General features: G+C 67.2%; 27 protein-coding genes. 15 read left to right on the top strand and 12 right to left on the bottom strand.

Annotation, left to right across the window (positions count from 1 at the left end):
* Window positions 1-64: 64 nt before the first annotated feature.
* Window positions 65-697: a LysE family translocator gene (locus tag BMY12_RS07575; RefSeq protein ID WP_093284098.1), complete on the top strand. Its 633-nt coding sequence runs from the start codon at window positions 65-67 to the stop codon at window positions 695-697.
* 7 nt (window positions 698-704) lie between these two features.
* Here the strand turns inward: BMY12_RS07575 and BMY12_RS07570 are convergent, their stop codons facing one another.
* The 5 genes from BMY12_RS07570 to BMY12_RS07550 all read right to left on the bottom strand — a co-directional run bounded on the left by BMY12_RS07570 (window position 705) and on the right by BMY12_RS07550 (window position 6,787).
* Window positions 705-1,343, bottom strand: coding sequence for an SLATT domain-containing protein (locus BMY12_RS07570; RefSeq protein ID WP_093284095.1), 639 nt, complete (start codon window positions 1,341-1,343; stop codon window positions 705-707).
* 20 nt (window positions 1,344-1,363) lie between these two features.
* Window positions 1,364-2,494, bottom strand: coding sequence for an aminotransferase class V-fold PLP-dependent enzyme (locus BMY12_RS07565; protein ID WP_093284093.1), 1,131 nt, complete (start codon window positions 2,492-2,494; stop codon window positions 1,364-1,366).
* 270 nt (window positions 2,495-2,764) lie between these two features.
* Window positions 2,765-4,321 carry an alkaline phosphatase D family protein gene (locus BMY12_RS07560; protein ID WP_093284090.1) on the bottom strand — a complete coding sequence of 519 codons (1,557 nt, stop codon included), beginning with the start codon at window positions 4,319-4,321 and terminating at the stop codon, window positions 2,765-2,767.
* 457 nt (window positions 4,322-4,778) lie between these two features.
* Window positions 4,779-6,023: a DNA recombination protein RmuC gene (locus BMY12_RS07555; protein WP_093284088.1), complete on the bottom strand. Its 1,245-nt coding sequence runs from the start codon at window positions 6,021-6,023 to the stop codon at window positions 4,779-4,781.
* Window positions 6,020-6,787, bottom strand: coding sequence for a M48 family metallopeptidase (locus tag BMY12_RS07550; protein ID WP_093284085.1), 768 nt, complete (start codon window positions 6,785-6,787; stop codon window positions 6,020-6,022). Before BMY12_RS07550 ends, BMY12_RS07555 begins: the two co-directional genes overlap by 4 nt.
* 194 nt (window positions 6,788-6,981) lie before the next feature.
* Here BMY12_RS07550 and BMY12_RS07545 point away from each other — a divergent pair, with 194 nt between their 5' ends.
* Together BMY12_RS07545 and BMY12_RS07540 are read left to right on the top strand one after the other, a co-directional pair.
* On the top strand, window positions 6,982-7,194 hold the full coding sequence (locus tag BMY12_RS07545) for a cold-shock protein (RefSeq protein ID WP_093284570.1): 213 nt from the start codon (window positions 6,982-6,984) through the stop codon (window positions 7,192-7,194).
* Between the two features lie 113 nt (window positions 7,195-7,307).
* Window positions 7,308-7,781, top strand: a complete 474-nt coding sequence (locus tag BMY12_RS07540; RefSeq protein ID WP_093284082.1) for a copper chaperone PCu(A)C — start codon at window positions 7,308-7,310, stop codon at window positions 7,779-7,781.
* A 30-nt stretch (window positions 7,782-7,811) separates the two neighbouring features.
* On the opposite strand, the gene BMY12_RS07535 is transcribed toward BMY12_RS07540, so the two are convergent.
* The 5 genes from BMY12_RS07535 to BMY12_RS07515 form a co-directional block, all read right to left on the bottom strand.
* Window positions 7,812-8,681 carry a DUF4340 domain-containing protein gene (locus BMY12_RS07535; protein ID WP_177188892.1) on the bottom strand — a complete coding sequence of 290 codons (870 nt, stop codon included), beginning with the start codon at window positions 8,679-8,681 and terminating at the stop codon, window positions 7,812-7,814.
* Window positions 8,682-8,700: 19 nt separating this feature from the next.
* The gene (locus BMY12_RS07530; RefSeq protein WP_093284077.1) at window positions 8,701-10,065 is read right to left on the bottom strand and encodes a GldG family protein; all 1,365 of its coding nucleotides are present in this window, start codon (window positions 10,063-10,065) and stop codon (window positions 8,701-8,703) included.
* 22 nt (window positions 10,066-10,087) lie between these two features.
* A complete protein-coding gene (locus BMY12_RS07525) occupies window positions 10,088-10,831 on the bottom strand; it encodes an ABC transporter permease (RefSeq protein ID WP_093284075.1) in 744 nt (247 codons plus the stop codon).
* On the bottom strand, window positions 10,828-11,763 hold the full coding sequence (locus BMY12_RS07520; protein ID WP_093284072.1) for an ABC transporter ATP-binding protein: 936 nt from the start codon (window positions 11,761-11,763) through the stop codon (window positions 10,828-10,830). The genes BMY12_RS07525 and BMY12_RS07520 overlap by 4 nt, the downstream gene beginning before the upstream one ends.
* 70 nt (window positions 11,764-11,833) lie before the next feature.
* The gene (locus tag BMY12_RS07515; RefSeq protein ID WP_093284070.1) at window positions 11,834-12,721 is read right to left on the bottom strand and encodes a lysophospholipid acyltransferase family protein; all 888 of its coding nucleotides are present in this window, start codon (window positions 12,719-12,721) and stop codon (window positions 11,834-11,836) included.
* Window positions 12,722-12,810: 89 nt separating this feature from the next.
* Between BMY12_RS07515 and dtd the strand changes: the two genes are divergently transcribed.
* The 10 genes from dtd (at window position 12,811) to tatC (ending at window position 19,260) form a co-directional block, all read left to right on the top strand.
* On the top strand, window positions 12,811-13,248 hold the full coding sequence (dtd, locus tag BMY12_RS07510) for a D-aminoacyl-tRNA deacylase (RefSeq protein WP_093284067.1): 438 nt from the start codon (window positions 12,811-12,813) through the stop codon (window positions 13,246-13,248).
* Between the two features lie 146 nt (window positions 13,249-13,394).
* Entirely contained in the window at window positions 13,395-14,147 is a 753-nt protein-coding gene (locus BMY12_RS07505; protein ID WP_093284065.1) for an SDR family oxidoreductase, read from the top strand.
* Window positions 14,148-14,314: 167 nt separating this feature from the next.
* Window positions 14,315-14,908 (top strand): imidazoleglycerol-phosphate dehydratase HisB, encoded by a 594-nt coding sequence (gene hisB, locus BMY12_RS07500; RefSeq protein WP_093284062.1) that lies wholly within the window; start codon window positions 14,315-14,317, stop codon window positions 14,906-14,908.
* A gap of 113 nt (window positions 14,909-15,021) precedes the next feature.
* On the top strand, window positions 15,022-15,657 hold the full coding sequence (gene hisH, locus BMY12_RS07495; RefSeq protein ID WP_093284060.1) for an imidazole glycerol phosphate synthase subunit HisH: 636 nt from the start codon (window positions 15,022-15,024) through the stop codon (window positions 15,655-15,657).
* A 195-nt stretch (window positions 15,658-15,852) separates the two neighbouring features.
* Window positions 15,853-16,578, top strand: coding sequence for a 1-(5-phosphoribosyl)-5-[(5-phosphoribosylamino)methylideneamino]imidazole-4-carboxamide isomerase (gene hisA / locus BMY12_RS07490; RefSeq protein WP_093284057.1), 726 nt, complete (start codon window positions 15,853-15,855; stop codon window positions 16,576-16,578).
* Window positions 16,579-16,653: 75 nt separating this feature from the next.
* Window positions 16,654-17,424 carry an imidazole glycerol phosphate synthase subunit HisF gene (gene hisF / locus BMY12_RS07485; protein WP_093284055.1) on the top strand — a complete coding sequence of 257 codons (771 nt, stop codon included), beginning with the start codon at window positions 16,654-16,656 and terminating at the stop codon, window positions 17,422-17,424.
* Between the two features lie 55 nt (window positions 17,425-17,479).
* On the top strand, window positions 17,480-17,806 hold the full coding sequence (locus BMY12_RS07480) for a phosphoribosyl-ATP diphosphatase (protein ID WP_093284053.1): 327 nt from the start codon (window positions 17,480-17,482) through the stop codon (window positions 17,804-17,806).
* Between the two features lie 19 nt (window positions 17,807-17,825).
* Window positions 17,826-18,056: a Sec-independent protein translocase subunit TatA gene (gene tatA / locus BMY12_RS07475; protein WP_093284050.1), complete on the top strand. Its 231-nt coding sequence runs from the start codon at window positions 17,826-17,828 to the stop codon at window positions 18,054-18,056.
* Between the two features lie 116 nt (window positions 18,057-18,172).
* Entirely contained in the window at window positions 18,173-18,487 is a 315-nt protein-coding gene (gene tatB / locus BMY12_RS07470; protein ID WP_093284048.1) for a Sec-independent protein translocase protein TatB, read from the top strand.
* Entirely contained in the window at window positions 18,484-19,260 is a 777-nt protein-coding gene (tatC, locus tag BMY12_RS07465; RefSeq protein ID WP_093284045.1) for a twin-arginine translocase subunit TatC, read from the top strand. The genes tatB and tatC overlap by 4 nt, the downstream gene beginning before the upstream one ends.
* A gap of 33 nt (window positions 19,261-19,293) precedes the next feature.
* On the opposite strand, the gene BMY12_RS20255 is transcribed toward tatC, so the two are convergent.
* Entirely contained in the window at window positions 19,294-19,470 is a 177-nt protein-coding gene (locus BMY12_RS20255; RefSeq protein WP_177188891.1) for a hypothetical protein, read from the bottom strand.
* A 349-nt stretch (window positions 19,471-19,819) separates the two neighbouring features.
* On the opposite strand from BMY12_RS20255, the gene BMY12_RS07460 reads away from it, so the two are divergent.
* Both BMY12_RS07460 and BMY12_RS07455 read left to right on the top strand, forming a co-directional pair.
* Entirely contained in the window at window positions 19,820-21,289 is a 1,470-nt protein-coding gene (locus tag BMY12_RS07460) for an aminotransferase-like domain-containing protein (protein WP_177188890.1), read from the top strand.
* 11 nt (window positions 21,290-21,300) lie between these two features.
* Complete coding sequence (locus BMY12_RS07455) at window positions 21,301-21,801, top strand: GNAT family N-acetyltransferase (protein ID WP_093284040.1); 501 nt, start codon at window positions 21,301-21,303, stop codon at window positions 21,799-21,801.
* On the opposite strand, the gene BMY12_RS07450 is transcribed toward BMY12_RS07455, so the two are convergent.
* Window positions 21,798-22,079, bottom strand: a complete 282-nt coding sequence (locus BMY12_RS07450) for a hypothetical protein (protein ID WP_143068881.1) — start codon at window positions 22,077-22,079, stop codon at window positions 21,798-21,800. The genes BMY12_RS07455 and BMY12_RS07450 overlap by 4 nt on opposite strands.
* Window positions 22,080-22,141 lie beyond the last annotated feature (62 nt).

The following is a 22,141-nucleotide window of genomic DNA, read 5'->3' as shown; positions in this document are numbered from 1 at the left end:
TCCATCCCGCCGCGCTGGCACGTTCTAATTCACCGGATCGCGATCCGCCCTGAGTAAAGCGGCCATGAGCCTGAGCACGTGGTGGTTGTTTGTGGTGACGGTGTTCCTGCTCTGCGGCACGCCGGGGCCGAACATGCTGCACATCCTTTCGCGCAGCGTGAGCGTGGGCGCGCGACGCAGCTGGCCGGCGATGGCGGGTTGCCTGAGCGCCGTGCTGCTGGTGCTCTGCGCTTCGGCAGCGGGCCTGGGGGCGCTGCTGCTGGCTTCGCCCAGGGTGTTCGAGGCGCTGCGCTATGCGGGCGTGGCCTATCTGCTGTGGCTGGGCATCCGCAGCTGGCGCAGCGGGGATGCGCCGCTGGATGTGAACGAATCCAATCTGCTCGGCGGCAGCCTGAGCCGCGCCAGCCTGTTTCGCGGCGGGTTGCTGGTGTCGCTGAGCAATCCCAAGCTGCTGCTGTTCGCCACCGCGTTTCTGCCGCAGTTCGTGAACCGCACGCAGCCGCAGCTGCCGCAGTTTGCGTTGCTGGTGGCCAGCTTCGGCCTCTGCGAGCTGTTCTGGTATCTGACATACGCCTTCGGCGGACAGCAGCTGCGCCGCCATCTGTCGCGGCCGGCGCTGCGGCGGCTGTTCGACCGCCTCACCGGCGCCATCTTCCTGGGCTTTGGCGTGCTGCTGCTGCGTTACCGGCCGCAGTAGCCGCGCCTCAGCGCTTGGTTTCGGCGCCGCGCGCTTCGATCTTCTTCTGGTACTGCGCCAGCTCGGTCAGCAGGGTCTCGCCCCAGTGTCCGGTCTCGCCGATGCTGATGCCGTGCAGCTCACCGGCGTACTGCAGCACGAGGGCGAAGCCGTTGTCGATCTGCGCCTGCGTGGCATGGGGCTGACTCAGGTACTGGCACCAGCGGATGCGCGAGGCGGTGATCAGCTTTTCCAGCTGCAGCTGCGTGGTGACGAAGCGGATGTGTCCCTCGGTGCCGCCGAACAGGGAGTTGGCGGCCAGGCAGCTCGCCGCTGCGGCGAGAAAGGCATAACCGTAAAGCCCCCAGGCCGCGAAGCGCGGTGCGTCCGCCGCCGCCAGCAGCGGCAGCAGCAGGCCCACCGAGCCCAGGCTCCAGGCGCCGATGCGCGTGAGGCCGGAAATCCAGGCGCGGGTGCTGCGCCGCCGGTAGTAGTAGGCCACTTCCGACTGCGCCAGATCGTCCACCGCGCTGAACAGGTGGGACATGGACGGCGTCACATCCGCCGCGTCCCAGCGCAGCGACTCGATGCGGGCGCGAAACGCCTGCAGGCGCTGCGGGTCTTCGGGGCGCAGGGGTTTGGACAGAGGCGAATCTGGGTTCGACATACGGCCTCCGGAGCCGGGTTTCAGCCGGCGATCTGCTTCACCGCCGCTGCCAGCCGCGCCACCGCGCCGTTCACATCCGCGAGCTTGTCCAGGCCGAACAGGCCGATGCGGAAGCTGCGGAAATCCGCCGGCTCATCGCACATCAGCGGCACGCCGGCGGCGGTCTGCAAACCCTGCGCGATGAACTTCCTGGCATTGGCCATCTCGGCATCGCCGGTATATGCCACCACCACGCCCGGCGCTTCGAAGCCGGCGGCGGCCACGCTGGGAAAACCATGCGCCGCGAGCAGTGCGCGCACCTGACGGCCCAGCTGCCACTGCGCCTCGCGCAAGGGCTCCAGGCCGATGCCGATGGTTTCCTGCATGGTGTCGCGCAGGGTGAGCAGGCTCTGCGTAGGCACGGTGGCGTGATACGCATGACCGCCGCCTTCGTAGGCCTGCATGATCTGCAGCCACTTCTTGAGGTCGGCGGCAAAGCTCGTGCTCGTGGTCTGCTCCACGCGGGCCTTGGCGGCGGCGCTGAGCATGATCAGCGCGGCGCAGGGCGGCGAACTCCACACCTTCTGCGGCGCGGTGAGCAGCACGTCGATGCCGCAGGCCGGCATGTCCACCCAGATCGCGCCGGAGGCCACGCAGTCCAGCACGAACAGACCGCCGTGCGCGTGCACCGCGTCGGCCACGCGCTTCAGGTAGGCGTCGGGCAGCAGGATGCCGGAGGCGGTTTCCACATGCGGTGCGAACACCACGGCGGGCTTCTCGCGGCGGATGGTGTCCTCCACCAGCTCGATGGCCGGTGGCGCGAACGGCGCCTGCGCGCCTTCACGCTGCGGCTTTGCCTTGAGCACGGTCTCCTGCGCGGGGATGCGGCCCATCTCGAAGATCTGGCTCCAGCGATAGCTGAAATAGCCGTTGCGGATCACCAGCACGCGTTGATCGCTGGCCAGCTGCCGGGCGATGGCCTCCATGCCGTAGCTGCCGCCGCCGGGCAGCATCACGGCGGCCTCGGCTTTGTAGGTGCGCTTGAGCATCACCAGGATGTCGCGCAGCGCCTGCTGGAACAGCTGCGACATGTGATTGACCGCGCGGTCGGTGAACACCACCGAATATTCGAGCAGGCCTTCAGGATCGACGCGGGGGAACTGTCGGGACATGGTGCGGCTCCAGCGGCTTGAGATGGTGCAGGCCCGTGATGCGGGCAGGGCATTGTGGCGGCGGAGCGGCGACGGAACAATCGGCCCGGGCGGCTGCGGAGGCGGTTTGTTGATGCAGGACAAGATTGTGGTGGCGACGAGGTTTGGTTGTGGCTGCGATGGCTGACGCAGCGCGGGTGGCCACAGTTCCCTCTCCCCCGGCACGGGGGAGAGGGAACTGAGCGGTGCAGCGCGATGAAGGCGCGGGCCTTTGCCGCCCCGCTCGCGCGCTCAAGCCGCCACAATCCGCGCCTGCCCCGCTTCCACCACGAAGCTCGCCAGCGTGCGGATGCCGGAGTCCGCATCGCGCACATCGTCCAGGGCGCGGAACTGCATCTGCAGGGTGTCGCGGCTGAGTTCGCCCAGGGCATAGCCGCGAAAGCGCGAGTCGAAGAAACGGATGTGCGGGTTCTCCGGCAGCAGCGCCTGATAACGCTCATAGCCGCCACCGAGCGAGCTGATCGAGGTGCCGGTGAACTCGCAGGCGATGTTCGGCGACTGCGGATCGGCGAAATCGGCTTTCAGCTCGCTGGCCCAGAAGGAATGGATGTCGCCGCCCAGCACCAGCGGATTGCGCAGCTGCGTGTCGCGCATGCTCTGCAGCAGGCGCGTGCGGGCCGCGGGATAGCCGTCCCAGCCATCGCTCCACCAGACCTCGCCCGGACCGGGCTGCTGATCCAGCGGCGCCATCAGCAGCTGCTGCGCGAGCAGGTTCCAGCGCGCCTTGCTCTGCGCAAAACGCTGCTGCAGCCAGGCTTCCTGCGCGGCGCCGTACATCGTGCGCCTGGGATCAACGCGCTGCGCGCAGTCGGCCAGCAGCTCGCCGCCCCAGTGGCCGGCGCTGCCGCAGGCCTGGTCGTCGCGATACTGGCGATCATCCGGCAGATAGATGCGCAGCAGCTCGCCGTAGTCGCGGCTGCGGTACAGGCGCATGTCCGGTCCGTGCGGCCGTGCGGAAAGGGGCAGCGGCAGATGTTCCCAGTAGGCCTGATAGGCGGCGGCGCGGCGCAGCAGGAAGCGTTCGGGCGGATCGTTGAACTGCGAATGCGCGCCGGCGTAGTCGTTCTGCACATCGTGATCGTCCCAGGTCAGCAGCCAGGGACAGGCGGCGTGTGCGGCCTGCAGATCGGCGTCGAGCTTGTACTGCGCGTGATGCCGGCGGTACTGCGCCAGGGTCTGCGGATTGTTGACGCGATGCTGGCGCACGCCGTCCTCACGCGAGGACTCGTAGATGTAATCGCCGACGTGCAGCACCAGATCCGGAGCCTCACGAACCAGGTGCCGGTAGGCGGCGTAGTAGCCCTGCTCGTAATGCTGGCAGGAGGCGAGCGCGAAGCGCAGCCGGCCCATGCCGGCGGCCGGCGCGCTGCGCGTCCAGCCGCGCGGGCTTTCGGCGTCCATGGCGAAGAAGCGATAGCAGTAGCGGCGATCCGCACGCAGGCCGCGCACTTCCACGTGCACGCTGTGGCCCCATTGCGGCTCGGCCAGGGTGCTGCCTTGTGCGACCAGCTTGCGGAACTGCTCGTCCTCCGCCACCTGCCAGCGCACCGGTACCGCGAGCGCCGGCATGCCGCCGGCACCGCTTTCATCATCCAGGGGCTGCGGCGCCAGGCGCGTCCACAGCACGAAGCCATCGGGCAGGGGGTCGCCGCTGGCCACGCCGAGCGTGAAGGGATAGGTCTTGCTGCTTGGTTCGCGCGCGTTTGCCAGCAGCGCGGGCAGCAGGCCCAGACCGCAGAGCCCGGCGCTGGCGAGCAGCAGCTGGCGGCGTTTGGCGTCGATGGGCATGGGCTCTCCCGAGGCAGCGGCGACTGCGATGCAGCCTAGCGGGAAATGATGACGCTGCGGGGACGCGGCCGGCCTGGCTTGTGCCGCTGTGCCGGGCTGCAGGACAAATCCCAGCAGTGGCCACCGCACTCATTCCCTCTCCCTTTGCGGGAGAGGGCCAGGGAGAGGGGGCGGCTGCCGTTTGATCTGGCGCCGCGCCCCCTCTCCCCCCGCCCCTCTCCCGCGAGGGGAGAGGGGAGTAAGGTGCTCGTGTTGAACGCAAGTGATCTGAACCCGGCGGCCTACGCGCACGACATCTTGTAGTCGTCGACACAGCGGTTCCCTCTCCCCTTGCGGGAGAGGGCTAGGGAGAGGGGGCGACGCACAGCGATTACACCCAGTCTCTCCTGCCGCCAGCAAAGCCTGGATTCCCGCTTACGCCGGAATGACAAAGATTTACCTTATTTCGTCTCACGTCTCAGGCCTCACCCTCTTCGCCCTTGCCCAGCATCGGCGCGCTGTCCGCCTCGGGCAGCGCTTCGACTTCGCGCAGGCGGCGGCTGATCGCGCGCGAGCGCACGCCGGTGGCTTCGATCTGGGTGCTGGCCTCGTCGAGCTTCTTCTTCACCTTGTCGAGCACCTCGCCGAACTTGGCGAACTCGGTCTTCACCGCCCCGAGCACGCGCCAGACTTCGCTGGAGCGTTGTTCGATGGCCAGCGTGCGGAAGCCCATCTGCAGGCTGTTGAGCGTGGCCAGCAGGGTGGTGGGGCCGGTGATGGTGACGCGATGCTCGCGCTGCAGGGCTTCGAACAGGCCCGGGCGCCGCAGCACTTCGGCATACAGCCCTTCGGTGGGCAGGAACAGGATGCCGAAGTCGGTGGTGTGCGGCGGCGAGATGTATTTGCTGCTGATGTTCTGCGCTTCCAGCTTGATGCGCCGTTCCAGGGCCTGCGCGGCGGCTTCCGCGGCGGCGGGGTCGGCGCGGTCCTGGGCTTCGAGCAGGCGCTCGTAATCCTCACGCGGGAACTTGGCGTCGATGGGCAGCCAGACCGGACCCTCGTCGCTGCGGCCGGGCAGCTTGATGGCGAACTCCACGCGTTCGGCGGAGCCGGGCTTGGTGGCGATGTTGGCGGCGTACTGCTCCACGGTCAGCACCTGTTCCAGCAGCGCCGCCAGCTGCACCTCGCCGAAGATGCCGCGCGTCTTCACATTGCCCAGCACGCGCTTGAGATCGCCTACGCCCACCGCCAGGGCCTGCATTTCTCCCAGGCCCTTGTGCACCTGTTCCAGGCGCTCGCTGACCAGCTTGAACGAGTCGCCCAGACGCTTCTCCAGCGTCTCGTGGAGTTTTTCATCCACGGTGCGGCGCATCTGCTCCAGCTTCTCGGCGTTGTCGGCGCGCAGGGTTTTCAGGTTTTCCTCGACGCTGCCGCGCAGCGCCTCGCCCTGCTTGAGCTGGGTGTCCACCAGCTGTTGCAGGGACGCGCGCTGCGCTTCGCCGAAGCGCGCCAGGGTCTCGGCCTGCTCGCTGCGCTGCGCGCGCAGCGTGTCCTGGGTTTCGCGGCGGGTGGTGGCGGCTTCCTCGCGCAGGCTGCGCTCGATGCGCTCGATCTCGCTGCGCAGCTGCGCGGCCAGGTCCGGACCGCGCTGGAGGCGCGAGACCAGCAAAGCGCCGAGCGCGGCGCCCAGAGCGGCGGCCAGCAGGGTGAGCCAGATCATCATGAGGATTTGCAGCCCGGGTTCTTGCCGGCGGCGCGGGCCTGCGCGTACAGCGGCTGCACCTGCGGCAGCTCGCGTTGCAGATCGGCGATGCGCGTGGCGTGGGAAGGATGGGTGGAGGCGAATTCCGGCGGCGCGCCGCTGGACTGCTTCTCCATATTGCGCCACAGCTCCACGGCCTGCGCGGGATCGAAGCCGGCGCGCGCCATCAGCTGCATGCCCAGCTCGTCGGCCTCGGATTCGTCGCCGCGCGAGAACGGCAGAATCAAGAGGTATTTGGCGCCGGCGCCCACCGCCTCGGAAGGCAGGCCGGTGCCCAGGCTCACCAGGGTCACGCCGAACTGCGTGGCGATTTCATTGGACACCCGCGCCGCCGAATGCCCGGCGAGCACATGGCTGACCTCGTGGCCGAGCACGGCGGCGAGCTGGTCCTGGGTCTGCGCCACTGCCAGCAGGCCGGTGTACACGCCGATCTTGCCGCCGGGCAGGGCGAAGGCATTGACCTCCTTGGACTCGAACACCTGCACCTCCCATTGCCCGCCGGTTTCCTGGGTGATGGCGCGCGCCACGCATTGCACATAGGCCGAGGTCTGCGGGTTCTGCGTCAGCGGCGTCTTGGTCTTCAGTTCCTGGAAGGCGGTGACGCCCATGGTCGCCATCTTCTGGTCGGAGACCAGGCGCAGCTGGTGACGGCCGGTGGGCGAGGTGGCGCAGGCGGCGGCCAGTCCGAGGCTGGCGAGAACGATCAGGAACGAGCGGGCTTTCATGGCGCGGCGAGGGATGCGGAGGCGGCGATGATAGTCAATGCCACCCCGGATCGCAGCCGCCGCCCACGCCAGAAGCCGCTTTGCGCTTGCAATCCGGCGCGCAAGGAGAGCAAAGTCGAATCGAGCGCGGCAGCAGGGCCGCGCTCGATCCACGCGGCACCCGGGCCGCGGTACGGCAAAAAGGGTCGATGCAGATGGCAAATCGTGAAAAAGGTACGGTGAAGTGGTTCGATAACGCGAAAGGCTTCGGGTTCATCCAGCGTGAAGGCGGCAGCGACGTATTTGTGCACTTCCGCCAGATTCAGGGCACCGGCTTTCGTACGCTGAGCGAGGGACAGAAAGTGGAATTCGAAGTCACGCAGGGCCAGAAGGGCCCGCAGGCCGAGAAAGTCACGGTCCTCACTTGAATCTCAGGCAGCCAGGCGCCTGAACTCGAAACCCCGCGACGCGGGGTTTTTTTGTGGGCGGGCCGGCGCTCTACAATGCCGCGCTTTATCACGGTCGATCTGGAGTCTTCGCCATGCCCGTCGCGATTCGCGCTGCCTGTCTGAGCCTGCTGCTGGTGCTGGGCGCCTGCTCGCGCCAGGCACCGCCGCCTGCGGCCGAGGCGGCCGTGGCCAGCCAGGGCGCGATCAGTGCGCAGGCGCCCTGGGTGCGCGCGGCACCGCCGGGCGCCAGCGTCACCGCCGGCTATCTCAAGCTGCGCAACGACGGCGATCAGGCCGTGCAGGTGATTGCCGTGCACAGCGAGGCGGCGGGCGAGACCATGATGCACAGCATGGCCACCGAAAACGGCCTCATGCAGATGCGCATGCTGGAGCGCCTGGAGATTCCCGCACACGGCAGCGTGGCGCTGGCGCCCGGCGGCACCCATCTGATGCTGATGGGGCTCAAGCAGGCGCTGAGCGCGGGCGACGAAGTGACCGTGAGCTTCCGGCTCGATAACGGCCAGGAACTGAGCGTGCCGTTCCCGGTGCGTGAGACCGCGCCTTGACGCAGCGCGCAAAGTGATTGTCAGCAGGCCCTAGGGCTTGGCCGCTGCCGCCGGCTTCAGGCTCAGCAGCGTGTCGGCATCGGCCTTGGACAGGGTGTAACGCACTTTGAGATCCGGCCGGTCGATGATCAGCTGCGGCTCGCGGCTGATCAGCAACAGCTGGATCGTCTGTCCGCCTTCCAGGCTCAGCGTGATGGGCTGCGGCGTCTGGCCGCTCTGTGCTGCCTGCGCCGGGATCGCCGCATTCCACATCGCGCGGGCGTGCCGCCAGGCTTCGACGAGGCGGGACAGATCATCGGCGCTGGCGGCGGCGGGCGCCGGCTCCGCCTGCCAGCGCTTGCCGTCGGCGTCGCGCTTGAGGCTCAGGCCCGGCAGCTGGATCGCCACCAGCCTGGCATCGGACGGCAGCAGGGTCTTGGCCAGCAGATCGGAATAATCGGCATCGACGCTGGTGGCGGCAGGATCGTCGATCAGCGACACCGTGTCGCCGTGCTGCACATAGCGCCGGTATTCCAGCGGCTCGACATCGCCGAAGGCCAGCTTCTGGTCATTGAGCGTGATGCTGAACTGCGGCGGATCGAGCTTGAGCTCGGCGGGCTTCACCTCGCTCAGCTTGAAGCTGCGCTGCGTGCTGGCGCTGGCCAGATTGAGCAGCGTCGCCACTTCAAAGGGATCGCAGGGTGCCGACACCGGCGCGCTGAGCCACCAGTCGCTGCCGCGCTTTTCCAGCTGCAGCGCCGGGCGATCCGGATGCTCGATGCGGATGCGGTCGATGGCATCCGTGTTCAGCGCCGTCAGCGGCGCGCCCTTGGGCTCTTCCTTCTTGCGCGTGAAGTACACGGTGGCGGCCAGCGCCGCCACCAGCACGAGCAGCAGCAGATTGAGTCTTGCACGCTTCATCGCAAACTCCTGCGCTTGCTCAGCGCCGACGGCGCAGCGCCCAGCGCGTGACGCCATAGCCCAGCAGGCCCAGCGGCAGCAGTACCACGAAGCCGGCGGCGATCAGCAGGCTGGCCCAGCCCGGCAGCACCAGCTGCGTGTCCGGCGCCTTGGGCACGTTGATGTTGAGCTGCGCGTCGCGGCTGGCCAGCCACTGCACCAGATTCAGGCCCAGCTGCTGATTGCCCAGCTGCTGCAGATAGGCATCGGAGATGAAATCGGCGTCGCCGATCAGCGCGATGCGCTGCGGATGCGGCTTGCCGGTCTTGTCCTCGGCGGACGGCTTGTAGTCACGGGTCAGGGTGGCGCCGATGGTCAGCGGCCCCTTGATGTCCTTGCCCTCGTCATAGCCCACCGCGCCGGACTGGATGTCGCCGGTTTCCAGCCAGGCGCTGTCCTGCGTCTGCAGCAGCGGCTGCGCGGTGAAACCGTTCTTCGCCTCGGTGCGCAGCGCGCGCACCAGCGGGAACAGCGTGACCATGTCCAGGCCCTGGGTGACGGCATTGGCCGGGTAATCGATGGCGGCGAAGAAGCCGGGATGGCCGGTGCCCAGGATCTGGTAGTCCGGGAAGATCGCGTAACCGTCCTGCCAGTGCACGCCGAGTTCATCGGCCAGGGCCTGCAGGCCGGCGGGGAAGTCGGGGTCCGCCAGCCACAGCAGATTGCCGCCGCGCGCGACGTAATCCTTGATCAGGTTCACCTCGCCTTCCAGCGGCGCGCGGCTGGGCGAGGCCAGCACCAGCACGCTGGTGTTGTCGGGAATCTTCGGCGTCTTGACCAGGTTCAGGCTCTCGACCTTCAGACCCTTGTCGCGCAGCAGCTGCGCGAACTTGTCCACGGCATCCTGGCCGCCGCCGGGCGCGATGGCGCGCTCGCCGTGGCCTTCGAGAAACACCACGGTCTGCTCGCCGGCATAGGCCAGACGCTGCAGGGCGGTGGTGATCGCCGGCTCGGTGGTGGCGTTGAGCGTCTCGCGCCGGCCCTGATACTCGGCGACGATCTGGCCCACATACGAGACCTGATAGTCACGCACCTTCTGCGGCGAGGCGGAAGGGTCGATGAAGTCGATACGGATGTTCTTCTTCACGCGCTGGTACTTGTCCAGGTCCGCCGTGGCGCCGCGACGCGCATCGGCGCCGTTGGGCGCGAAGACATGGAACACCAGCTCATCGGGCATGGACTTGAGCTGCTTGATGCTGGCCTCGGTGAGCGTGTTGCGCTTGCCGGCGGTCCAGTCCAGCTCGGTCTTGAAACGCACCGACAGATAGCCCAGCAGGGCCACCACCGCGACGATCAGCAGGGCATTGATCAGCTGCTGCACGCGGGTCTGATTCTTCTCTTGCATGGTGTGATTCTCTGGCGTTGACTCAGGCGCGCTCGATATCCAGGCGCAGCACGGTGAGGCTCAGGAACAAGCCCGAGAACAGCAGGTAGTAGATGACGTCGGCGCTGTTGAACACGCCCCGGCGCAGGCTTTCGAAGTGATCGATCAGCGACAGATAGCCGAACAGCTCCTTGAACGGCACGCTGTCGTTGAAGGCCAGGATGTTGATCAGCCAGATCACCAGCAGCAGGCCGAAGCTCATCACCGCCGCGATGGTCGGCTCGCGCGTGCAGGACGACACGAACAGGCCGGCCGAGGCGAAGGACATCATCAGCAGGAACAGTCCGGTGAGGCCCGCCGCGATGCGGCCCCAGTCCAGATGCGTGGCGCCGGCCAGCGACAGCGGCATCAGGGCCAGCAGCACGATCACCGCCGCGATGAAACCCAGCACGCCCAGGAACTTGCCCAGCACGATCTCGGTGAGCGAGACCGGCGCCGAGAACAGCAGGGTGATGCTGCCGTTCTTGCGCTCCTCGGCGAACAGCCGCATGGTCATCAGCGGCATCACCAGCAGCAGCAGAATCGTCGCAAAACCGTAGAGCGAGCCGCCGATGTAGTCGGACACGCCCATGCTCTCGTCGCTGCCGGCGGCGGCCGCGTACTGCAGCAGCAGATTGATGAACACGAAGCCGACGATGAACTGCACCACGGCCAGCACCGCCCAGGCCAGCGGCGAAAGAAAGATGCGGCGCCACTCGGTGCGCGCGATGCTCAAGACGGCGCTCATGCGGCGCTCCTCAGGTCGGCGGAAGTGAGTTCCACGAAGATTTCCTCCAGGCTGCGGTTCTGCGCGTGCAGCTCGATCAGGCCCCAGCCATTGCGCACCGAGGCTTCGACGATGGATTCGCGCGGGTCCACTTCGGTGGTGGGCGTGAAGCGGTAGCGGTTCTCGCCCATGCCTTCCACGGCGGCCACGCCCAGCACCGCGCCCAGTTCGGCGATGTCGGGCGTGCGGCGGAACTCGGCGATGATCTGTGCAGCCTGGTCCTGCAGCGCGCTCAGGTTCTCGTGATACACCACGCGGCCGCGGGCGATGATCATCACGCGCCCGCACACCGCCTGGATCTCCGGCAGGATGTGGCTGGAGACAATCACGCTGTAGGTCTTGCCCAGCTCCGCGATCAGGGTGCGGATCTCGCGGATCTGGATCGGGTCCAGACCCACGGTGGGCTCGTCGAGAATCACCACCGGCGGGCGATGCAGAATCGCCTGCGCGATGCCGACGCGCTGCTGATAACCCTTGGAGAGATTGCCGATCAGGCGGCCGCCGACCTCGGTGAGGCCGCAGTCGCGCTTGGCCGAATCCAGCGCCGCGCCGATCTCGCCGGCGGGCAGGCCGTGCAGGCCGGCGCAGAAGCGCAGGTATTCATCGACGGTCAGCTCCGGATACACCGGCGGCTGCTCGGGCAGATAACCCAGATGACGCTTGGCGGCCTTGGGGTTCTCGCGCAGCGAGATGCCCTTGATCTCGATCTCGCCGCCGGAGGGCGCGAGATTGCCGGTGAGCATCTTCATGGTGGTGGACTTGCCGGCGCCGTTGGGGCCGAGCAGCCCGAGGATTTCGCCCTGACGCAAGGTCAGGTCCAGGTTCTCCACGGCCACGGTGGGGCCGTAGCGGCGCGTCAGTCCCCGCGCCTGGATGAGCACTTCGGATGCCATGCCTAGGGTTCTCTTGTCGGTGATCGTTTAAGTGGTGGCAGCTTGCGCCACTGACCGCGTGGCCGGGTCTTCAGTTCCGCGCATCGAGCTGGCGATAGAAGGGCTCGGCACCCGCCGGCTGGCGACGATAGCGCCGGTAAGCCCACCAGTATTGCTGCGGCCAGCGCCGGATCACATCTTCCACGGCGGCATTGAGCGCGGCCACGCCCTGCTCGGGATCGGACACGGCGGCCGGCGCCGGCAGCAGATGCAAGCGGTAGCCGGCGGCGCGCGGCAGGCGTTCGGCGATGCAGAACCACACCGGCGCGCCGCTGCGCGCGGCGAGCTTGCTGACCAGTTCGGTGGTGTGCGCGGCATGACCGAACAGCGGCGCGAACACGCCCGAGCCCGGCGGCGGATCATGATCGGGCAGGATGCCGATCATCTCGCGGCGCTTGAGCGCGGCCAGCAGCGCCTTCACGCCGCCGGCGCTGGTGGGCACCAGCTGCGCGCCGAGGCGCTCGCGGCCTTCGCGCATCAGCGCATCCAGCGCGCCCTTCTGCGGCTTGTACAGCGAGGACATCGGTCCGTTGGCCGAGCAGAACAGTCCGGCCAGTTCCCAGGCGCCCAGATGCGGACACAGCCAGATCACGCCGTGCTGCTGCGCCAGCAGCGCCTGCAGCTGCTGCGCGGCCTGCGCATCGGTCAGCCAGGCGCGCAGGCGCCGCTCGCCGCCGAACCAGAACGTCGGCGCTTCCAGCACCGCCTGCATCATGTGGGTGAGGCTCTCGCGCGCCACCCGCTGGCGCGTGGCCTCGTCCAGTTCCGGCAGGCAGCGCTCCAGGTGCCAGAGCGTGAGCCGCCGGGGCTTGTTGGGCAGCCGCCAGAGCAGGGCGCCGAGGCCGGCGGCCAGCGCGTGCAGCAGGCGCAGCGGCAGCCGGCCGCTGAAGTTCAGCAATGCGCGTAGGGCAAAAGACATAGGCGCGCGATTGTACTGAACTGCCGTCGGCGCACAGTGGCAGGGCACAATGGCGGCCGGTTTCTTCGGCAAACAGGCACGGCATTGCCATGATCGGACTGCTGCAAAGAGTGCGCGAGGCCAGCGTCACGGTTCAGGGCGAGACCATCGCCCGCATCGGCGCGGGCCTGCTGGTGCTGGTGGGCGTGCAAGCCGGCGACGGCGAGGCGCAGGCGCAGCGCCTGCTGGAGCGCCTGCTCGGCTATCGGGTGTTTGCCGATGCCCAGGGGCGCATGAATCTGAGCCTGCGCGATACCGGCGGCGGTCTGCTGCTGGTGCCGCAATTCACCCTGGCCGCCGACACCCGCTCCGGCACGCGCCCGGGTTTTTCCACCGCCGCCGCGCCGGCGCTGGCGCATGCGCTGTTTGCGCAGCTGGTCGAAACAGCGCGCGCGCAGCACGGCGAGGTGGGCAGCGGCCGCTTCGGCGCCGACATGCAGGTGGCGCTGATCAATGACGGCCCGGTGACATTCTGGCTGCAGGTATAGGCAGAAAATACAGGGGGGGTCGTCTGATTTGCCATTGTCCCGGGGATCGGGCGCTGTCTAATCTCTGCTTCAGGACGCGGTTTCACACTAGAAGCGTCCGCGGATCACAGGCAGCGGGGCGCACCCGCGCCGGACATGGGGGGAGCATGCAGCATCAGCACAAGACCGTCCTGGTCACAGGCGGTGGCGGCGGCATTGGCCGCGTCACGGCCCTGACCTTCAGTCAGCGCGGCTATCGCCTGGCGATCTGCGACATCGATGCCGGCGCGGCGCGCGACACCGCGCAGCTGATCCGGGAAGGCGGCGGCATCGCCTCCTGGCATGAGGCCGACATCAGCCAGTCCGAACAGGTGCAGCGCCTGCTGCGCGAAGTGATCCGCGAACACGGCAAGCTCGACGTGGCCTTCAACAACGCCGGCGTCAGCGGCGGGCGCGTGCCGCTGGCGGAGATCGAGGAAGACGATTTCGACCGCTGCCTGCACACCAATCTCAAGGGCACCTGGCTGTGCATGAAGTACCAGATCCGCCAGATGCTGGAGCAGGGCGGCGGGGTGATCGTCAACAACTGCTCCATCAATGGCATCAACGGCAGCGTCGGCGCCTCCTACTGCAGCACCAAGCACGGCGTCGCCGGCCTCACCAAGTCCGCCGCCCTGGCTTACGCGCGGCGCAATATCCGCGTCAACGCGGTCTGCCCCGGCCTCATCGACGCCGGTCTGGGCGCCAAGCTGATTCAGAAGTTCGCCGACCAGCCGGCCGCGCTCACCGCCGCGATTCCGGTCGGCCATGTCGGCAGCGCCGAGGATGTGGCCGAGGCCGTGCTCTGGCTCAGCTCCGACGCGGCGCGCTTCACGCACGGCCACCTGCTGCTGGTGGACGGCGGCTACAGCGTGCATTGAGGGGTCGTGACCGGTGACGGGTGATTCGGGATTCGGAACGGCCGCCGCGCGCCTGCCAGTCGCCCGTCACGGATCACGAATCACTGGTGTCATGCCCGGGCTCGGGGTATGCTTGGCGCCCTTTTCGCCAGCATAACGAAGGCTGCGCAAGCCGCCCGCCTCCACCGATGTCCGCCCGCACCGCCAGCGTTGAGCGCAATACGCGCGAAACGCAGATTCGCGTCCAGATCAATCTCGATGGCAGCGGCCAGGCGCAGCTGGCCACCGGCATTGCCTTTCTCGACCATATGCTGGATCAGGTGGCGCGTCACGGCCTGATCGATCTGTCCATCCAGGCCAACGGCGACCGGCATATCGACGATCACCACACCGTGGAAGACATCGGCATCACGCTGGGCCAGGCCTTCGACCAGGCCGTGGGCGACAAGAAGGGCCTGGTGCGCTACGGCCACAGCTACGTGCCGCTGGACGAGGCGCTGTCGCGCGTGGTGGTGGACCTCTCCGGCCGTCCCGGCCTGGAGTACGCCGTGGACTTTCCGCGTGCGCGCATCGGCGAGTTCGACGTGGACCTGTTCCGCGAGTTCTTCCAGGGCTTCGTCAACCACGCCAAGGTCACGCTGCACATCGACAGCCTGCGTGGTCGCAACGCCCATCACATCATCGAGACCGTGTTCAAGGCTTTCGGCCGCGCGCTGCGCGTGGCGGCCAGCCGTGACGAGCGCCTGGGCGATGTCATGCCTTCCACCAAAGGCTCTCTCTAAGGCGTGACTGGTGATTCGTGATTCGTGATTCGTGATTCGTAACTGCACGAGCCGTTCACCACCATTCCCGATACCGATCACCACTCACCCCTCACGAGTCACCAATCACGGCCATGGCAGCCATCGGCGTCATCGATTACGGCATGGGCAATCTGCACTCGCTCGGCAAGGCCCTGGAGCGCGTCTCCGGTGCCGGCCGCGTGGTGATCAGCTACGACCCCGAAGAACTGCTCAAGTGCGACCGTCTGGTGCTGCCCGGTGTGGGCGGCGTGCGCGAGTGCATGAAGGAGCTGCAGCGCCTGGAGCTCAACCAGCTGGTGGTGGAAGCCGCGCGCAGCAAGCCCATGCTCGGCATCTGCCTCGGCATGCAGGTGATGTTGGAATGGAGCGATGAGAACGGCGGCGTGCCGGCCCTGGGCCTGTTTCCCGGCCGCGTGCAGCGCTTCCCGGATCCGCCCGAAGACGCCGCCACGCGCCTGAAAGTGCCGCACATGGGCTGGAACCGCGTGCGCCAGGAACGTGCACACCCGATCTGGACCGGGGTGCCGGACGAGGCCTGGTTCTATTTCGTGCACAGCTACCACGCCGCGCCGACCCAGCCCGAGCACGTCCTGGGCAGCGCCGAGTACGGCTATCGCTTCGCCGCGGCCATCGCCCGCGACAACATCGTCGCCTTCCAGTTTCACCCCGAGAAATCGCAGAATCTCGGCATGATGCTGCTGGCCAACTTCACGCACTGGAGCCCGTAGCACCGGTCCCGGCGCCCGGCCACGGCACGAAGCCTGCGTCAGCATTCCAGGCAGGTGGCTTGCCAGGCTTGCGCCATATAAGGCAGAGTTCGGTGCAACGTCAGGTTGATAAGCCAGCCTTCCCCCAATTATTCCTTCGCTACGCTCGAACACAGCCGCGCGCCCACTCCCACCTGACCTCCATTCCCGCAGACCATGTTGTTGATCCCCGCGATTGATCTGAAGGGCGGCCAGTGCGTGCGTTTGCGCCAGGGCCGGATGAATGACGCCACCGTGTTTTCCGACCAGCCGGCGGATGTCGCCAAGCGCTGGGCCGACGAAGGCGCCGAACGCATCCACGTGGTGGACCTGGACGGCGCCTTCAAGGGCGCGCCGGTCAACCTCAAGGTGGTGGAGGAAATCGTCAAGGCGGTGAACGTGCCGGTGCAGATCGGCGGCGGCATCCGCGACGAAGACACCGTGCAGCGCTATCTGAACATCGGCGTGCAGTACGTGATCATCGGCACCAAGGCCGTCAACGCGCCGCACTTCCTGCACGATCTCTGCCTGGAATTCCCGCGCCACATCATCGTCAGCCTGGACGCCAAGGACGGCCGCGTGGCGCTCAACGGCTGGGCCAAGGTCACCAGCCATGACGTGATCGAAACCGCCGTGCACTGCGAACGCGACGGCGTGGAAGCGATCATCTACACCGACATCTCGCGTGACGGCATGATGCAGGGCTTCAATGCCGAATCCACCAGCAAGCTGGCGCGCGCGCTCAAGACCCCGGTGCTGGCTTCCGGCGGCGTCTCCAGCCTGGACGACATCCGCCGCCTGAAGGAAATCGAGGCCGACGGTGTCGGCGGCGCCGTGATCGGCCGCGCCCTCTACGAAGGCAGCCTGGACTTCAAGGAAGCGGTGAAAATCGCCAAGTCGTGAAGCCTCGAACGTGAGGCGTAAGCGCTTCACACGCTCACCCCCTTCGCCTCACCCCTCACGCCTCAGCCCAACGTCATGCTCGCCAAACGCATCATCCCCTGTCTCGACATCGACCGCGGCCGCGTGGTCAAGGGCGTCAAGTTCCAGGACGTGCAGGACGCCGGCGATCCGGTGGAAGTCGCGCGCAAGTACGACATGCAGGGCGCCGACGAGCTGGTGTTCCTCGACATCACCGCCAGCGTCGACGACCGTCCCACGCTGTTCCAGACCGTGGAAGCGGTGGCGCGCGAGATCTACATCCCGCTCACCGTCGGGGGTGGCGTGCGCAACTGCGCGGATGTGCGCGCGCTGCTCTCGGCCGGCGCCGACAAGGTCAGCATCAACACCTCGGCGGTGGACAATCCCGACTTCGTCAGCGAGGCCGGCGAGCGCTACGGCGTGCAGTGCATCGTGGTCGCCATCGACGCCAAGCGCGTCAGCAAGAAGAAGGAAGCACCGCGCTGGGAAGTGTTCACCCACGGCGGACGCCGGCCCACCGGCCTGGACGCCATCGAATGGGCGCGCACCATCGTGCAAAAAGGCGCCGGCGAGCTGCTGGTGACCAGCATCGACCGCGACGGCACCAAGGGCGGTTATGACAACGAACTGCTGCAGGCGATTTCGGCGGCGGTGAGCGTGCCGGTGATCGCCTCCGGCGGCGTCGGCACCCTGGAACATCTCTACGAAGGTCTCACCGACGGCGGCGCCGACGCGGTGCTGGCCGCCAGCATTTTCCATCAGGGCACTTACACCGTCGGCCAGGCCAAGCAGTATCTGGCCGATCATGGCGTGCTGGTGCGCAGCTGAAAGCGCGGCGGCGTACACTAGCGGGCCTGACTGATCGAGTAAGCCCGAGTTCGCCGTGTCTGCGCCCCAGGACGTTCTGCTGAAGCTGTGTGAGACGCTCGAAGCCCGCAAGGGCGCCGACGCCAAGACGTCTTATGTGGCCAGTCTCTACGCCAAGGGTGTGGACGGCATCGCCAAGAAGATTGGCGAGGAAGCTGCCGAAACCATCATCGCCGCCAAGAACGATGACGATCAGGCACTGATCCGCGAGCTCGCGGATTTGTGGTTTCATTCCCTGGTGCTGATGGCCCATCGCGGTCTTACGCTGCAGCAGCTGGGCGAAGAACTGGCGCGGCGCAGCGGCACTTCCGGGCACGCCGAAAAGGCCGCCCGGCCCCAATAGAACATCTGGAGGTCATGACATGGGTTCCCTGAGTATTTGGCACTGGCTGATCGTGTTGGCCATCGTGCTGGTGGTGTTCGGCACCAAGAAGCTGCGCGGTGCCGGCGGCGATCTCGGCGCGGCGGTGAAGAACTTCAAGACCGCGATGAAGGAAGGCGAGGAAGACGCGCCCAAGACCCTCGACCAGCTGGCGCAGAGCGGCGGCAAGACCGCCAGCGAAGCGCGCCAGCACGACGAACACAAGAGCTGAAAAGCCGCCACGCCTCGCGCGCGGCGGGCGCGGCTCTTCATGCACACGGGCGCTGCGCCCGCCACAGCATGAAAGCCAGGCCCGCTGTAACGACGTGAGGTGCGCGGACTCTTCCCATGTTTGACGTCGGCTTTTCCGAAATGCTGGTCTGCTTCATCGTGGCCCTGGTGGTGCTGGGGCCCGAGAAGCTGCCCAAGCTCGCCCGCACCATCGGCCGCTGGACCGGCCAGGCCAAGGGCTATCTGCGCAATCTCAGCGCCGAGCTGGATCGCGAGAGCGAGCTTGCCGAACTGCGTCGCCAGCTCGATGAAGCCAAGCGCGTGGTCAAGGGCGAGGCGGATTCCTTCAGCCAGACCGTGCGCGAGACCCAGCAGTCGGTGCACGACAGCGTGCACACGGCTGACAAGCCCAAGGACGACAAGGCGGCATGAGCGAGCAGGAAGAACAGTCCGGCGGCCAGGAACAGCCGCTGATGTCGCATCTGCTGGAACTGCGCTCGCGCCTGCTCAACATCGTCTGGGGCGTGCTGCTGGTGTTCGTGCCCACCAGCTTCTTCGCCAAGCAGCTGTATTCGATCTTTGCCCAGCCGCTGCTGAAGCTGATGCCGGCGGGCAGCTCGATGATCGCCACCGAAGTGGCCTCGCCGTTCTTCACGCCGATCAAGCTGGCCTTCGTGTTCAGCCTGGTGCTGGCCATGCCCTGGGTGCTCTGGCAGATCTGGGCCTTCGTCGCCCCGGGCCTGTACAAGAGCGAGCGCCGCCTGGTGGCGCCGCTGATGATGTCGAGCACGCTGCTGTTCTACGCCGGCGTGGCCTTTGCCTACTTCCTGGTGCTGCCCACGGTCTTCCACTTCATGGTCAACATCGCGCCGCAGGGCGTGGCGGTGATGACCGACATCAGCAAGTACCTGGATTTCGTGCTGACCATCTTCATCGCCTTCGGCTTCGCCTTCGAAACGCCGGTGGCGCTGGTGCTGCTGGTGAAGACCGGTTTCGTCACGCCCAAGCAGCTGCAGCAGAACCGTCAGTACGTGCTGGTGGGCGCCTTCGTGATCGGCGCCATCTTCACGCCGCCGGATGTGGTCTCGCAGATCATGCTGGCGGTGCCCATCTATCTGCTCTTCGAACTCGGCATCGTCGCGGCCCGCATCATGGTGCCGGAGTCGGCGGCAGTGGACGCGCAGCGGGAAAGCCAGGGCTCCTGAGCGCCTGCGAGCAGTAAGGCGCGCGTCTGCGCCTCAGGGCGCGGTGGCGCCCATCAGCAGTGCCGAGCCAATTCCCAGAAGTCCCAGCAGCACCCCGGCCACCAGCATGGCCAGGCTGTAGCGCTCGACGGTGCCCGGCCGGCCGCCGGCGGGCAGGCGGCGCAGGGGCAGGTAGCGGCCGGGGACGTGCAGAATCAGGCTGGAGTTCATGGTGGCGCTCGCAGGAATGGGGGCTGGCCATTCTTGCGTGATGACGCAGGCAATAACAGATACAAAAATTGCTGACATGGGCGGCACAGATACGGAACAGATGGGCCGCTTGCCGGGCTGATCGGTCTGGCCAAACGCCGCTGTGAGCGGATATCCGCCATGGAGCAGTACAGTTCACTGTTGCCGCACAGGGGCGCGACTGCGGCGTCCGGGCGGTTTTCCGCTGGCTGGCCTGCGCGCTTCCGGACGGCCATAACAGATTCCATAAACGGCATTTACCGGAGCACAGAAGCCATACAGAATGGCCGGAACAGCTTGTGTTTTCCTGCCGACTTTCGAGGTTTTGGCCATGCCGGACGATTCCAGCGGTACAGATCAGGTGCTGCCGCATCGTTATGCCGATCTCGCCCAGCGCCTGGAGTCGCAGATCCACAGCGGCGGCCTGCGCGCCGGCGATCGCCTGCCCTCCGTGCGCGAGCTGGCCGGACAGTTCCAGTGCAGCATCAGCACCGCGCTGCGCGCCTATGAGCACCTGGAGGCCCTGGGCCTGATCGGCTCGCGGCCGCGTTCGGGCTATTACGTGCAGGCGCAGGCGGCCACGCGCGAGCTGCCGCAGGCCATCGCCCTGCCGCAGAGCCAGCCTAGCCTGATCTCCTCCGATCTGGTCTCCACCGTCATCGATACCGTCTCGCGTCCGGGCCTGATGCCGCTGAGCTATGCCACGCCGGCGCCGGAGTTTCTGCCGGCGGCGAGCCTCAACCGCATCACCCGCAATCTGATCAAGCAGCAGCCCGCGCAGGCCCTGAGCTATCTGATGTCGCCGGGCCTGGAGCGCCTGCGCCAGCAGATCGCCGCGCGCATGAATGCCGCCGGTGTCGAGGCCGCTGCCGAGGACATCGTGATCACCAACGGCGCGCTGGAGGCGATCAATCTCTGCGTGCGCATGCTCACGCGCCCCGGCGATACCCTGCTGATGGAATCGCCCACCTATTACAGCCTGCTGCAGGTGGCCGAAGAGCACGGTCTGCGCGTGGTGGAGGTGGCCAACGACCCCACGCGCGGCGTCGATCCGGAAGAAGTGCGCCGCCTGGTGCGCCGGCATCGCATCGATGCCGCGCTGCTGGCGCAGAACTTCAACAATCCCACCGGCAGCCTGATGCCCGATGCGGCGAAGCGCGAGCTGGTGCAGATTCTCGGCAGCGCGGGCATTCCCCTGATCGAGGACGATGTCTATGGCGAGCTGGGCTTCAACGGCCAGCGCGCCACACCGCTGAAAAGCTTCGATACGGATGATCGCGTGCTGTACTGCTCGTCCTTCAGCAAGACGCTGTCACCGGGCATGCGCCTGGGCTGGGTGCTGAGCCGCCGGCATCGCCGCGAGCTGGCGCGGCGCAAGTTCACCGCTTCCTGCGCCGCCGCCTCGCTGCCGCAGCTGCTGGTGAGCCGCTATCTGGACGGCGGCGGCTACGAGCGCCATCTGCGCGGTATGCGCAGCGCGCTGGCGCGCTCGGTGGCGCGCTTCGCCGACGTGGTGCTGCGCGAGTTTCCGGCCGGCACCTCGGTGACCCGGCCGCAGGGCGGCTTCGTGCTCTGGGTGCAGCTGCCGGACCGCATCGATGCCATGGAGCTGTTCGCGCAGGCCGCGCAGGGCGGCATCGCCATCAGTCCCGGCACGCTGTTCTCGGCGGCGGGCCAGTATCAGCACCATATCCGCCTCAACTGCGCGCTGCCCTGGACGCCGAAGCTGGAGCAGGCCCTGTGCAGCCTGGGCTGGCTGGCGGCGCGGATGTTGCGTAAATCAGCCGCAGCTGGGGCTTGAGGGGCAGAGCCATGAGTCTGAAAGTGCGCGACGCGGTGGACAGCGATGCGCCGGCCATCACGGCGATCTACAACCACTACATCCGCGACACCGTCATCACCTTCGAGGAAGAGGAGGTGAGCGTGACGGAAATGTGCAGCCGCCAGCAGCGCGTGCGTGAGGCCGGCTGGCCGTATCTGGTGGCGGAGCGCGACGGCGAGCTTTTGGGTTACGCCTATGCCAACACCTGGAAGGCGCGCCGCGCCTATCGTCACAGCGTGGAAAGCACGGTGTATCTGCATCCGCAGCACACCGGTCAGGGCTGCGGGCGCGCGCTCTACGAGGCGCTGCTGGCACGTCTGCGCATGCTGCCGGTGCACGCGGTGATCGGCTGCATCACCCAGCCCAATGCCGCCAGCGTGGCGCTGCACGAGCGCCTGGGCTTCGTGCAGGTTTCGCGGTTTTGCGAGGTGGGCTTCAAGTTCGGGCGCTGGATCGACGTCGCCGACTGGCAGCTGCGTCTGGGCGATTAATGCCGATCGCCGCCGGGTTCGGCCGGGGCGCTCATCGCATATTCCGTGGCATCGATCACGCCGTCCTGATTGCGGTCCCACTGTGCCCAGTGCGCCCGCATCTGCGCGCTCGCCTCCTTCTTGCTGACCACCCCGTCCTTGTTGCGATCCTCTTTCATGATCGCGGTGTTGGCATTGCCGGTGGCATCGGCGGGCGTCGTCGGCTGCGGATTCACCTGGGCCAGGGCGCTGAAAGCGGCAGTGGCGAGCATTGCGGCGAAAAGGCTTCTGGCATTCATGACAGGCTCCCCTTGCTGACAGAAACCCCAACAGAACACCTGGGCGGTGAATCGCGCCTGAC

The sequence above is a fragment of the Solimonas aquatica genome (assembly GCF_900111015.1).
GTDB lineage: Bacteria > Pseudomonadota > Gammaproteobacteria > Nevskiales > Nevskiaceae > Solimonas > Solimonas aquatica.
This window is presented reverse-complemented; position numbering and strand designations above follow the sequence as displayed.